This is a genomic window from Pseudonocardia charpentierae (genome assembly GCF_031845345.1).
Lineage (GTDB): Bacteria > Actinomycetota > Actinomycetes > Mycobacteriales > Pseudonocardiaceae > Pseudonocardia > Pseudonocardia charpentierae.
This window is the reverse complement of record NZ_JAVREJ010000034.1, coordinates 26,895-39,967: the sequence shown is the minus strand read 5'-3', so window position 1 is coordinate 39,967 and position 13,073 is coordinate 26,895. Positions and strand designations below refer to the sequence as shown.

Here is a 13,073-nt window from a genome sequence, read left to right as displayed (position 1 = left end):
ACGCCCGCCACCCCGACGTCCTGGCCGCTCAACGCCGCGAACGCGCCCGCATCCGCAGCGAACGCCAACACCGCTGGGGCCGACCGAAAGCAGCCTGACCCGGCGAACCTAAGTGGCCACCGCACTAGGCGACGGCTGGGTGTTCGACCAGCCCTTCTTCCTGCTCCTGAACCTCGCGGTCGGCGGGACCTGGCCGGGTCAGCCCGACGCTTCGACGCAGCTCCCGCAGCAGATGACCGTCGACTACGTCAGGGTCTACCGGCTCAACGGCTGAGGTGGGGGAGGACTACTGCCCCGCGCGGTGCGCATCCGCGCTGCTCAACGCGGCGCGGATGGTTGTGACCAGGATCCGGACGTCCAGTGCCGGCGACCATTCCGCGATGTAGCGCACGTCCGGCGCCGCGTCGGCGGCTGACGTGCGCTCGTCGATCTGCCACAGCCCCGTGATGCCGGGCTTGATGAGGAGCCGCCGTCGGGCCACGCGGTCGCCCGCAAGCTCGTGCGGAGCCAACGGCCGTGGGCCCACGATCGCCATCGACCCGCCGACCACGTTGAACAGTTGGGGTAGCTCGTCGAGGCAGTGCCGGTGGAGGAACCGGCCGACGCGCGTGGGCCTGCCCGAGCCGGCGGCCGCGGTGCGGAAGGTGAGCAACGCCAACTCCCGTCCACCCCGCCCCAGGCAGATCCGTCGGTGCAGGACGGCTCCACCGTCACGACGGACGGCGATCGCGCAGGCGAGCAGGACCGGAGCCACGACGAGGAGCGCCAGCGAGGCTCCCAGACGGTCCGCCGTTCCCTTGACGAACCGGGCGACCGGACGGAGACCGGCATGGTCAACCCGCACCAGCGGCAGGCCGTTCACCCCGCGCACCCGGACATGCGGGCCGGTCCGGGTCAACAACCGCGGCTCGACGAGCAGGGCCGTCCGGCTGTAGTCGAGGTCCCACGCGAGATGCTGGAGGCGGACGGCGGTCCATCCCGGCGCCGGTGACACCGCCACGGCGTCGACCTCGTCCACGAGGGCCAGCGACGCGACGCTGTCGAGGTCGCCGATCACCGGAACCCCGGCCACGGCCGTCGCGCCGTCGGGCCCCGCGCCCGTGGGCGTGCAGGCGCCGGTCACCCGCCAGCCCAGGCCCGGCGTGCGCCGGGTGCGGTCGACGAGCGCGGCGACCGAGTCCAGGCCGCCGACCGCGAGCACCGTCGACATCGCGTGGCCGTGTCGGCGGAGCTGGTGCAGCCCCACACGCAGTGTGCATCGACCGGCCACGGCGAGAACGACGACGGAGAGCACCGCCGCGAGGAGCGGCACCCGCACCAGGTGATCCCACAGGAGGTAGAGGCCAGGGAAGCAGCCGACCGCACCCGCGTCCACCGCCCGGATCGCGCGGGCGTACCGACGCTGCCAGTGCGGCTGACCGAGTGTGACCGGCGCGACGAGCGTCGCCTCGACGCGGGGACGCGCAGCGGGAGCAAGCCCGGAGGCCGGTATCTCGCCGTGGGTCCCGTGTGCGTCGGCTGCCATCCGCGACACCCTTCGGGATCTCGACACGAGTACGGCCTGTGAGTCGCACGTGTGGCCTACCGCGTTAGCACCCACGTACCAAGTTGTGTTGACGCAATTCTGATCTCGGTCGTCCATCTGGGTCGGATGAACCCATGGACGTCTTCCGGTTGGGTGAACGATTCGAGGTCCTCTGCGTACTATCCGTGCGCATCGGCGGTCGTCAACCTCGATGATCAGACGGTTGCCTCCTGTGCGCGATGGTCACTATGCGAACGCGCCCGGTTCACCGACCTCCCGGCGCCCGCTGCATGCGATTTGTGATATGAATCACGGAACCTCCTATGCCTTCCGGGCGTCAATGACCCGCAATGCGCCGTTGAAACTGCCTCCCGGTGAGCGGTTGAAGTCATGCGCTCAGTGGCGACGAGTAATGTTGACGCCCATCGACGATGGGGCGGTGGTGTAGGCGCGAGGCCGTCTACCGCGAGAGCGCACGATCTGTACTCGACCCGCGTAACGCGTTGGCGCCGGAGAGCGACAGTCACAGCGATAGTTTCACCGTCTCCGACGGTGGTTCAGTCAAATGGTCTAATCGGCCACATTGAACGGAACTCGCTCCCGAGTCTGGAGGATCACGCACCTTCTGGTCTGCGTCTGAACGCGTACTGCGCTTCGACTGTTCAGCCCTGTGGTCGCCGCGGCATAGATCGCGGTTTCCTCGTGCTGCCCGCACGGCGGGGACCACGCCGCTCCCGCAATCGAACATGCTCTGAGGAGACCATGACTTCGGTTGACCCGTTGACGTCGTCGACGCCAGCCCCCAGGCCCCGCTCCCTCGCGCGGTCGCCGCGCCACGTGCCGGACCCGCCGCAGTCGGTCACGGAGAGCGTGTCGGTTCCGGCTCCGCGCACTCCGGAGGCACACGTGCCTCCTCCGCGAAGGAGCACGCTCTCGCAGGTTCGGGCATGGATGGTTGTGCTGCCTGTCGACGCCGTCCTTCTCTCAACGCCCGTGCACTGGGCGCCGCAGCAATGGCGTGCTCACGTGGCGATGACTCTGCTCGGACTGCTCCTGCTGACCGGAGGGGCACGGTATCGGGCTCGCCTGCACCTCAGCGTCCTCGACGAGCTGCCGGCCCTGCTCAGCAGACTGCTCACTGCGGCTGCCGTGATCGCCACGGTGATCGCGCTGCGGCACGAGCAGGAGGCGGTGAGCACCTTCCTGGTGAACGTGTCGGTCGCAATCGGCATGGTTGTCGTCGGACGGGTGGTTACCACGTGCCTCGTCGGGCTGGGTCGACGGCGGCGGGTGACGCGGCACAGCACCGTGCTGATCGGCGGCGGGGCACTTGCCGCCGAGCTGGCGGAGATCCTGTGCCGGCGTCCGCGTTACGGACTGACGGTGATCGGTTTCGTCGACGACGGCGACGGCTGTGTCGCCGAGGCGGTGGTCCCGCAACTCGGCGGTCTCGGCGACCTCGACGCCGTGATCCAGAACCACGGCGCGGACGTCGTGCTGATCGCGGATGGCGACTTCGCGGAGCGCAAGCTGCTCGACATCGTCCGTACCCGTGCCGCTCAGCGCTGCGACCTGCTGGTGGTGCCGCGCATGCACCACTTCGCGATGCAGACCGGCATCGGCGACCACATCGGTTCCATCCCGGTCTACCGGGTGCGGAATCCGAACCTGCGCGGTCCTGCGCACATGGTCAAGCGAGCGTTCGACGTGATCGTCTCTGGCCTGGCACTGCTGGTTATTGCGCCGATCGTGGTGCTGTGCGCGATCGCGGTGCGCATCGAGGGCGGCCCGGGCGTCATCTTCCGGCAGCCTCGTGTCGGCCGCGACGGGGCCGTGTTCCAGTGCCTGAAGCTGCGATCGATGCTACCGGCCAACGAGACCGACTCGGCCACGACCTGGTCGGTCGCCAACGACAACCGTGTCGGCCCGGTAGGCCGCTTCCTGCGCCGGACGTCGCTGGACGAACTCCCGCAACTGTGGAACATCCTGCGCGGCGATATGACACTGGTGGGTCCGCGCCCGGAGCGCCCTCACTTCGTGGAGCGATTCTCCGCAGAATACGACCGTTATGCCCACCGGCACCGGATGCAAGCCGGCCTGACGGGCTTGGCTCAGGTCAGCGGCCTCCGTGGTGATACGTCGATCGCCGATCGAGCACGGTTCGACAACTACTACATCGAGCACTGGACGCTGTGGCTCGACATCAAGATCATTGTACGTACCTTTTCGGAAGTTCTCTTCGCTCGTGGCCGCTAGCTCGCGCGAATTCCGGCGCGACAGACATTAGAGCCGGGTCGATGCGCTGATACTGAAGGAGTCGTCAGATGCTCAAGGCTCGTGACCACAATGGCGCGCTGGGCTTCGCCTCGAGTGCAAACCTGCGGCGTGTCGTCGTCACCGGGGGCGCCGGATTCATCGGGTCGACCGTGGTCGACACCTTGATCGCGTGTGGCAGCGACGTGCTCGTGCTCGACGACCTGTCGCGCGGCGACCTCGCCAACCTCGACGGCGCCTGCCGCAACGGCGCGGAGTTCTGCGAGCTCGACATCCGCGACGGCGCGGCGGTCGGCGCAGCGTTGCTCGCGTTCCGTCCCGACACCGTCTTCCACCTGGCAGCGCAGATCGACGTCCGGCACTCGATGACCGACCCCGCGGCCGACGCCGCCGTCAACGTCGTTGGATCGATCAATGTGTTCGCCGCCGCCGCCGCCGCCGGCGTGCGGCGCGTGGTGAACACCTCGACGGGCGGCGCGCTCTACGGCGACGCGCAGCTGCTGCCGACGCCGGAGACCGCACCGACGACGCCGGCGTCCGCGTACGGATTAAGCAAGTTGACCGTCGAGCAGTACGCCCGCTGGTTCCGCGAGGCGAAGGGGCTCGACGTCCGGACCTTGCGGTACGGCAACGTCTACGGCCCGCGCCAGGATCCGGCCGGTGACGCCGGGGTCATCGCCCGGTTCTGCTATCTGGCCCTGCACGGCGTCCGCCCGACGATCTACGGCGACGGCCGGCAGACCCGTGACTTCGTGTTCGTCCACGATGTCGCGACGGCGAACCTGGCGATCGCGGCCGCCGTCGACCTACCGCAGACCGCGTACAACATCGGTACCGGGGTCGAGGTGGACCTGCTCGAGCTGGCCGAAGCGGTTGCCGCGGCAGCGAACCTGGCGCCGCACGTGTTCCGGCCGCGGTTCGAACCGGAGCGCGTCGGCGAGGTGCGACGCAGTTGCCTGGACGTCTCGGCGGCGCGGCGCGATCTCGCCCTGCCGGCGCCCACGCCGTTGGTCGACGGCTTAGAGCACACACTGCGGTGGATGAGAGCAGTGGAGGCCGGCGCCAGTCGGACGGCGTCGTAGGGCGACCGGTCAGCGAGGGGCCGGGTCGTCCAGTTCGAGGACAAGGCGCGAGTCGTGATCCGGAGAGGCGGCATGCAAGTAGGGGTGGCTCGTGAGGCGCGGATCGACGGGATGTTCGCCGGGCGGCTGACGCAGTACCAGGCCGCGTTCGCCGGGCTGTTCGTGCTCGTGACGAACCGCTGGGCGGGCGGCGGCGAGCTGCTCCCCCGGGACGGGCGACGTGGAGTCGTACGAGAAGCTCGCCGCGGCGGCGCCCGGGCTGCCCGGCGGTCCACGGCTGGGGAACGCCTACACCGAGCGCTTCGTCCCGCACTGGATCGTCGGCATCTTCCGCGACATGACCGGGATCGGTCTCCACACCTGCTACCACCTGGCCGCCGTACTCGTGACCGCACTACTCGTCTCCGTGGCCGCGCATCCTCTCCACCTGCTCGTGGGCGACTGGGTCTTCGTCGTCGCGCTCGGCGTCTTCGTGCTCGCCGCGTACTCCGACATCCGCAAGACCGTTGCGGAGCCCGGCGGAGTCCAGGACCTGACCTGGGTCCTCGGCGCGGCGATCATGCTGCTCGGACTCGTTAAGGTCGACCTCAAGCTCGTTCTCGGCGGGATCCTCCTCGGCATCGCGTCGCGCCGGGGCACGCTGATCGTGGCGCCCGCGGCATCGGTCTGGATCATGGTCGGCCCGGGCTGGCGCGGGCTGCCGAAGCAGCGCCGGATCGGCTACGCGGTCGCCGCCAGCGCGCTATGCGGCGTCACGTATGCGGTCATCAAGCTGATCACCGCTCACATCAGCGAGCCGTACGCGCCGCAGTCGCCGGGCGACACGATCTTCTTCACCACGCCCCACGTGAACGAGCTCATCCCCCACCTCGGCGCTGCGCGATCGTGCTGGTGGTCGCTCTGCCGATGCTCGTGGCGGTGCTCGGGCTCCTGCACTCGCGCGGCACGAACCTGCGTTAGGATCTCATTCGCCCGACGGAGTTCTGCGTTCTCCCGGCGCAGCCGGGCCAGCTCCGCCGCCTCGTCGCTGGTCGTGCCGGGGCGGGTGCCGGTGTCGATCTCCTCGCGCTCGACCCAGTTCCGTAGCGTGGCCGGGTTGATGCCCAGCAGGGCCCCGACCGCCCGCCGGGCCTGCAGCTTCGACTCGCCCTGTTCGGCCAGCCGGTCCTGATACATCCTCACCGCTCGACTCATCGTCTCCGCGTCGTACTTCCTCGGCGCTGGCACAGTCCCAGTCTCCTTGCTGGATCAGCGCCTCCGACAATCCCAGGTCGGTTCAGTGTCAGGCCCCGGCCCGTGTAGCACGGTCACCCCTTGGTGCGGTAACAACCCGCGGCGACGGCCCCGGCGGTATCGAGCTCCGACGGAGGACGGCGAACAGGAAGGCGGCGCCGAGGACGTTGGCCGCCAGCGCCAGTGGTGTCGCAACTGCCGGCCACCCGATGTCGCGCGTGACGGATACGAGCGCCAACGCGGAGACCAACCCGACCCACCCCCGCCTGCTGAGGCGCTCGCAGCGCCACGCTATCGCGAGCGCCACCGCCAGCACGGGTAGCCCGATGGCCGCGATCCGCGGCTCGTTGTAGAGCAGGCCAGGGAACCGGGGGGAGACCAGGATCGGCTGGACCGCGAGAAGGACCCCGACCGCGAACACCCACCATGCCTCCGACGGGGTCCGGCGCCGCGCCGACAGGGCGACGACCAGGAACCCGACGACCGCGATCCAGACCGAATCGACGGAGAGGACCAGGTGGCGCAGGACGCCGATCCCCCCAGCGGGCAGGGCGAGAAGGTCGACGACGATGTTGTCTCTGAGTGGGTCGGGAGCGTAGGGCGTGGAGAACGGCGCGGCGACGGCCAGGGCCGTGCCGACCGCGGCCGCGGGGATCGTCACGGCGGGGACCGCTGTCAGCCAGCGCGATCTCGCCGGCAGGTCCCGCCATCGCGGCCCCACGAGGCACCACGCCGCGACCAGCGGGAGCACGACGGCGCCGCTCTGCCGGCTCACCGCCATGACGAGGCAGCCGACGACCACCCGGCCGGTGCGCACCGTCAGCAACCCGCGCACGGCCACGAGCACGCCCAGCGCGCACACCGCGTCGGCGAGCATTGCCGGACCGACGAGGAACAGCCGTGCGTCGAATGGGACGACCACGACCAGGCCCGTCGCCGCGACCGCGGACACCAGGCCACCGTGAGCTCTCGACAACGACCACACCGTCGCCACCACGGCGGCCGTGACCGTGACAGCGAGCGCGGAGTACACGGCTGTGACCGGCACGCCGAGCAGCTGTGACAGGGCCCCGATCGTCCAGTGCAGCGGCCACCGGTAGACGTAGGCCGACCCGATCGTCACGTCGGGGAGCGCCGGAGCGGATCGGGCAATGGCCAGGTAGGGGACCGTGTCGTGGAACCGGAAGCGTTCGACGCCCTCAGAGACCGACAGCCACGGCGTCGTGACAGCGAGGTAGACCGCCGCCACGAGGAGCGCGGCCAGGGTTTGCAGGCGCGAGGAGCGCAGGGTCACATCCGCCACTTCGCGCCGACGGGCCCGCGCGTTATCCGACGTGACCGGGTCGGCACGCTCCGGGCGGACATCTTCGGGCCCCGGCACCGACCCGCGCTGCCGCGACACCGCGCCCGCTCGCGGCGCGCGTCACCGTTCCCGCGCCGCGATGACGGAGTCGGCCACCGCCACGACGCAGCATCCATAGCCGGAGTTGACCGCCTCACCCAACCAGCGGCAGGCGTCGGCGTCGATGAACCCCATGCGCAGGGCGACCTCCTCGACACACGCGATGCCAACGCCCTCCCGGTTCTCCAGCACCTGGACGTACTGCGCGGGTGAAGGCGTCGGCGTCGGGGAGCAGGGCGACCAGGGCTCGGCCGAGCTGCCCGCCCGCGCCGAGGGACGGCGGCTGTCATCGGAATCCCTGTCAGTATCGTCGGTCGGTGACCGTTCGGGCGACCCGTAGCCGGGCCGGTCGAACGAGTTCGCGGGTGATCGTTCGTCGGCGGACGCTACCAGTGGTCGCCGGGGTCGAGGGGACGCGGCCGCCCGGCGGCGCGTAACGACCGAGCGGCTCGGTTCGACTGGAGAGCTGATGGAACTCGGTGGATCCACGGAGGCGGCCGGCGGGCCCGAGCCCGGGCGGCCTCAGGCAGTATCCGTGTCGAGCCGGAACACGGGCCGTCGACCCAGGGTGGTCTACTTGGTGTCCCGCTTCCCGCTCGTCACCGAGACCTTCATCGTCCGGGAGCTGGACGCTCTGGTGTCGCTCCACGACGTCGACGTGGAGCTGCGCGCGCTCTTCCCGGCCCCCGAGGGGCCGGTGCACGACCTCGCCCGGCCGTGGGCGCGCATATTGCGCAGACCGCGGCCTGCGGCGGTGCTCCGCGGGCTCCTGTGGGCGGTGCGGCACCACCCGCGGGCCCTGCTCGTCGCGGTCGCGGCAGTCGTCACCGACCACCGCAGGGTCCCCGGGCTGATGGTGCGGGCCCTGCTGACCGTGGCGATCGCGTGCGCCCACGCCCGGGAGATGGAGGGGTCGGGGACGGACCGTGTGCACGCCCACTTCGCAACCTACCCCGCGCTCGCGGCGTGGGTCTGCCGGCGGTTGACCGGGATTCCCTACAGTTTCACCGTGCACGCCCACGATCTCTTCGTCGACCGATCGATGCTCGGTCGCAAGATCGGGGAGGCCGACGTCGTCATCACGATCTCCGAGTTCAACAAGCGGCTCCTCGAGCAGGGCACGTCCGGGACACCGGTCGAGGTCGTCCGGTGCGGCGTGCGGACCGACCACTACGCGTTCCGTCCCCGCCGGATTCCGTCGTCCGGGGCAGTGCGGGCCCTGTGCGTGGCGTCCCTGCAGGAGTACAAGGGCCATCGCACGCTCCTGGAGGCGATCGCCCGGGGCGGGGCGTGTGAGCGGCTCGAGCTCGAACTCATCGGCGACGGCCCCCAAAGAGATGAGCTGGAGCACCTCGCGGGGCGGCTGGGGCTCGCCGCGCGCGTGCGCTTCTCGGGCGCGCAGCCCGAACACCTCGTGCGCCAGGCGCTGGAACGGGCAGACCTGTTCGTGCTGCCGAGCGTCGTGGCCCGCGACGGGCAGATGGAGGGGTTGCCGGTGGTCCTGCTCGAGGCCCTGGCCTCCGGCGTGCCGACCGTCTCCACCCGGCTCTCGGGGATACCGGAGATCGTCGTGGATGGGCGCACCGGTCTGCTCGCCGAGCCCGCGGACATCGACGACCTGCACCGGGTACTCGAGAAGGTGCTCGCCGGTGGGGGCGACGCGATCGAGTGGGCCCGGGCAGGCCGGGAGCTGGTCGAGACCGAGTTCGAGCTGAACCGCAACGTCGCTCGCCTGGCCGGCATCCTTGCTTAGGCGGACCGGACGCGAGGTGCCGCAACCGTCGAGCAACGTGCCGACGGGGCGGTTCGCGACGACCCTGCACTACCTGGACCACTCCGACTGGCGACGGCGCGCCCGCTTCGTCGCGCCCGAGCTGGGACGGTCACCCTCTGTCCGGGCCGAGCTCCGCAACCTCGTGCGCGTCCTGCGGGCGCTGCGCGGTCCCGAGCCCGTCGTGCTCGACAGCTCCGCCGGGCGGTTCAACGTCGAGCTCCTCGCGGCGGCGGTGGCGGGGCTGCTGCCGCGGCGTCGTCGGCCACCCGTGGTTATGGTCGGCGAGATGTGGGACCGCGACCCCGGATTCCGCGGCCGTGTCGAGCTCGCGCTCGTGCGGCTCGCCGCCCGGAGCGTCGACCGGTTCGTCGTCTACTCGTCCGAGGAGCTCACCGCGTTTCCGGCGACCTGGGGGATCGCGCCGTCGACGGTGCGTTTCGTCCCGTTCTTCTCGACCATCGAGCACACGGCGTTCGAGGCGGGCGCCGGACGGCCCGGCGGCTACGTCTTCGCCGGTGGCGAGCCCTTCCGCGACTACGAGGTGCTCCTCGACGTCGCGCGCGCCCTTCCCGACGTCGACTTCGTGCTCGCCACGTCGCAGCTCGCGGACCGCGACGACCTCCCCGCCAACGTCACCGCGGGGCGTGTGCCGCACGCCGAGTTCCTCGCCCTCCTCGCCGGCGCCGACGCCGTGGTGACGCCGATCCGGCCCGGTCTCCGCCGCGCCGCGGGACAGCAGACCTACCTGAACGCGATGCGCTCGGGAAGGCCCGCCATCGTCTCCGACTCCTTCGGGGTCCGCGACCACATCGACGACGGCCGGACCGGTCTGATCGTGAGCGGGACGAGGGACGACTACGTCACGGCCCTGCGCCGGGTCCTGGGCGACGGCGGTGCGGTCGAGCGGGAGCGGCTAGGCGAGGCCGGACGCGCCGCGGCCCTGCACTTCAGCTTCGACCGCCACTGCACCGAGCTGCTCGAGGTGCTGGACGCCCTCGTTACGTCGCCCGTTCACAGGTAACGCTTCCGGCCACCCGCTCCGACTCATTCGACGTGACCCTGTCGACGAGCAACCGGCACCGCGCCGTCCCCCGGCGCCGGACCGCCCGCCGGGCACCGGGATCGTCCCCTCGCCTAGACCGGCTCCTCCTCGACACGAGCCTCGTCCCGCTCGCCGCGCTGGCAGGGATGCTCCTAATCACCCGGAGCGGCGGGATCGACGACGCCTACATCAGCTACCGGTACGCGGCCAACCTGCTGGCCGGGCACGGGCTGGTCTTCAACCCCGGTGAGCGTGTCGAGGGCATCAGCAATCCGCTGTGGACGCTCCTGCTCGCCGCCGGGAACGCCGTCGGTATGCCCCTGCCGGTCGCCGGACACGCACTCGGCGTCGCGTCACTGGTCGCGGTGGTCGTCATCACCCGGAGGCTCGCCCTCGCCCTCGGGTCGAGCCGTGGGGTGGCCGTTGCGGTCGCCACCGGCGTGGCGCTGACCACGGACATCGTCGCCGGCTCCACGATGGGGCTCGAGGGCGCCCTGTACGGCGCGCTGCTCCTCGCCGCGCTGCTGGTGTGGAAGGGGGCCGGCCGGCACCGGATCGCCTTCGCCGCGGCGACCTGTGCGCTCGCGGCGACCCGGCCCGAGGGGATGGTCATCGGCGCCCTCCTCGCCGCGGCTCATCTCCTCGACGTCCGCGCACCGCGGAACGCCCGTCTCGCCTCGGCGGCAGCCGGTCTCGGCGGGGTCGTGGCTCTGCTGGCAGCACGGTTCGCCTACTACGGGCAGCTCCTGCCCAACTCCGTCGTGGCGAAGCGGGACGGGGGCGCGTTCTCGCTGCGCGCCTACCTCGCCCACGCCGTGGACGGGACGATCTACCTGCTCCTGGGGGGCGGCGGGGTGATCGCCGTGGTGACGGCGGCCCTCGTGTTCTGGGCGGTGCAACGCGTCGTGGCGCGGGGGGCGGACAACGAGGCCCCGACGTGGCCCGGTCCCGTGGTGCCGGCGGTCCTGGTCGTCGGCGCGGGGTTCGCGCTCCCCCTTGTGTCAGGCGGGGACTGGATGCCGCACGCCCGACTCGTCGTGCCGTACCTCCCGATCGTCTACGCGCTCACGGCCGTGCTCCTCTCCCGGGTCGACGTCCGGCGCGCAGCCGCCGTCGCCGCGGCGGCCCCCCTGCTGATGGCCTTCGTCGGTTCCCACGAGCTGCCGCTGCGCGACGACGGGGGCGCGAACCCGGTCGTGACGAGCAGGGGCTTCGACCGAGTCGGGCGGAGCCTGGCCGCGACGGGCTTGCGTGACCGGTTGGTCACGACCGACGTTCTCGGCCGCGTCGGCTTCTGGGCGCCGTCGGTCCGTTTCCACGACAGCCTGGGCCTGACCGACCCGCAGGTGGCGCACAGCCCCACCCCCGGCAGCGTCTATGGGAAGCGCAACTGGACGCACACGGTGGCGCTGGACGCGGCGGCGGTGCTCGGCAACGACTGGCGCAACCTCGACGCGTTCCTCCGCGCCGGTCCCGCCACGCCTTACGTCGGCCTCGTCAGCACCCGCCTCACCGGCGACCGGGTCTTCGTCCTCGTCGACCCCGACGTCGCGCCGCGGCTGTCGGCCGCGCTCGGGGACGAGGACGCCCGGCTGCTGCCCGCCGACCGCGCGCTCGAGGTGTGGCGTCGCGAGGTTCCGCAGGGCCAGTGACTCAGGGCGCGCGGCGGCGGGCCACCTCCGCCCGGGCGGCGCGCGCGACCCGCACTACGGCGCTGCGCGCCCCACCCCGCGCCAGGCGCGCCCAGACCAGGTCCTCTCCCTCGCCGCCGGCCAGCTGCCGCTTGTAGGCGTAGTCCCCGGCCAGCAGGTCGTAGTCGGAGAAACCCTGTTCACGGCATGTCTCCGCGAACACGGCGTGGCAGAGCAGGCCGGCGCGCATCCGGTTGTCCGGGAAGATCGCGAAGCCGCTCTGGTAGTAGCAGAACCGCCGCCCCTCCACCCAGCCGACGACGACCCCGATCGTGCCGTCCGCGCCTCGCAGGCGGAACAGCCGGACCTCACCGAGCGGGACACCGGTCGCGACGAGGTCACGCAGGAACGCCCGCCGGCGGCTGCTCGCGAACGCCCCGGGCGACCCCGTCCCCGTCCAGCGGAGCTGGTGGAGCTCGACGAGCTCGTCGAGCATGGCCAGGCCGTCGTCCGCCGTCTCCGCCACCGAGCACCCGACCGGACCGAGGAGGTTGCGGGCGATCCGCACCTTCCGGCGGACGCTCGGGCCGAGCCCGTCCTCGACCGGGCGCCGCGGGTCGAGGCGGATCGCCCACGACCGCTCGGTCCGCGACTCGACGGGGAGTTCCGGGGCCGCCTCGTGGAGCACCTCGGGGAGGAACCCGTCGAAGGAGATCTCGTCCCAGCCGCCTGCCCTGCGCAGCTCGGCGAGGACCGCCCGCGCGACGTGCGGGCGGCGCCCCTCGACGCTGAGGAGGTCGTTGCGTTCCACGTGGACGTCGTCGTCGGCGGGACCGCCCGCCGTGCCCAGGTGCAGGACGCGGACCGGGAACGCTCTCGGACCCTTGCGTGAGGCCGTCACCAGCGCGGCGCCGACGACGTCGGCGCCGTCGCGCACCACGGCGAACCGGTGGGGGACCACGTCTCCGTAGTGCTTCAGCCAGCAGCCCGTCCAGGTCCAGCTCGTCGCGACCCGCGGGCCCGCCGAGCGGCGCTCCAGCGCCGTCCAGACCGGCCGCACGTCGTCGATCCTATCCGGGGGCAGGAGGTCGACGCGCAGGCCCGTCGAGC

Annotated in this window: 9 protein-coding genes and 2 pseudogenes; 6 read left to right on the top strand and 5 right to left on the bottom strand. The window is 71.4% G+C overall.

From position 1 onward, the window contains the following. Positions 1-112: 112 nt before the first annotated feature. The gene (locus RM445_RS28910) at positions 113-274 is read left to right on the top strand and encodes a hypothetical protein (protein ID WP_311560032.1); all 162 of its coding nucleotides are present in this window, start codon (positions 113-115) and stop codon (positions 272-274) included. Positions 275-286: 12 nt separating this feature from the next. Here RM445_RS28910 and RM445_RS28905 read toward each other — a convergent pair whose 3' ends face one another. After that, positions 287-1,525 carry a sugar transferase gene (locus RM445_RS28905; RefSeq protein ID WP_311560031.1) on the bottom strand — a complete coding sequence of 413 codons (1,239 nt, stop codon included), beginning with the start codon at positions 1,523-1,525 and terminating at the stop codon, positions 287-289. Between the two features lie 870 nt (positions 1,526-2,395). Between RM445_RS28905 and RM445_RS28900 the strand changes: the two genes are divergently transcribed. Together RM445_RS28900 and RM445_RS28895 are read left to right on the top strand one after the other, a co-directional pair. Continuing rightward, positions 2,396-3,781, top strand: a complete 1,386-nt coding sequence (locus RM445_RS28900; RefSeq protein ID WP_397469428.1) for a sugar transferase — start codon at positions 2,396-2,398, stop codon at positions 3,779-3,781. A gap of 68 nt (positions 3,782-3,849) precedes the next feature. Then, complete coding sequence (locus RM445_RS28895; protein ID WP_311560029.1) at positions 3,850-4,881, top strand: NAD-dependent epimerase/dehydratase family protein; 1,032 nt, start codon at positions 3,850-3,852, stop codon at positions 4,879-4,881. Between the two features lie 942 nt (positions 4,882-5,823). Here RM445_RS28895 and RM445_RS28890 read toward each other — a convergent pair. The 3 genes and pseudogenes from RM445_RS28890 to RM445_RS28880 form a co-directional block, all read right to left on the bottom strand. After that, positions 5,824-6,108, bottom strand: a pseudogene (locus RM445_RS28890) (transposase); the annotation flags it as partial. A 55-nt stretch (positions 6,109-6,163) separates the two neighbouring features. Continuing rightward, the gene (locus tag RM445_RS28885; RefSeq protein ID WP_311560028.1) at positions 6,164-7,408 is read right to left on the bottom strand and encodes a hypothetical protein; all 1,245 of its coding nucleotides are present in this window, start codon (positions 7,406-7,408) and stop codon (positions 6,164-6,166) included. A gap of 129 nt (positions 7,409-7,537) precedes the next feature. Continuing rightward, positions 7,538-7,720: pseudogene (locus RM445_RS28880) on the bottom strand (glucose-1-phosphate thymidylyltransferase); the annotation flags it as partial. Between the two features lie 376 nt (positions 7,721-8,096). Between RM445_RS28880 and RM445_RS28875 the strand changes: the two are divergent. Genes RM445_RS28875 through RM445_RS28865 form a run of 3 tightly spaced genes read left to right on the top strand, consistent with a single transcriptional unit; the run spans position 8,097 to position 11,984 of the window. After that, complete coding sequence (locus tag RM445_RS28875) at positions 8,097-9,269, top strand: glycosyltransferase (RefSeq protein WP_311560027.1); 1,173 nt, start codon at positions 8,097-8,099, stop codon at positions 9,267-9,269. 16 nt (positions 9,270-9,285) lie between these two features. Continuing rightward, positions 9,286-10,311: a glycosyltransferase family 4 protein gene (locus RM445_RS28870; protein WP_311560026.1), complete on the top strand. Its 1,026-nt coding sequence runs from the start codon at positions 9,286-9,288 to the stop codon at positions 10,309-10,311. 32 nt (positions 10,312-10,343) lie between these two features. Next, positions 10,344-11,984 carry a hypothetical protein gene (locus RM445_RS28865; RefSeq protein WP_311560025.1) on the top strand — a complete coding sequence of 547 codons (1,641 nt, stop codon included), beginning with the start codon at positions 10,344-10,346 and terminating at the stop codon, positions 11,982-11,984. 1 nt (position 11,985) lies between these two features. On the opposite strand, the gene RM445_RS28860 is transcribed toward RM445_RS28865, so the two are convergent. Beyond that, complete coding sequence (locus RM445_RS28860) at positions 11,986-13,023, bottom strand: GNAT family N-acetyltransferase (protein WP_311560024.1); 1,038 nt, start codon at positions 13,021-13,023, stop codon at positions 11,986-11,988. Positions 13,024-13,073: the final 50 nt, after the last annotated feature.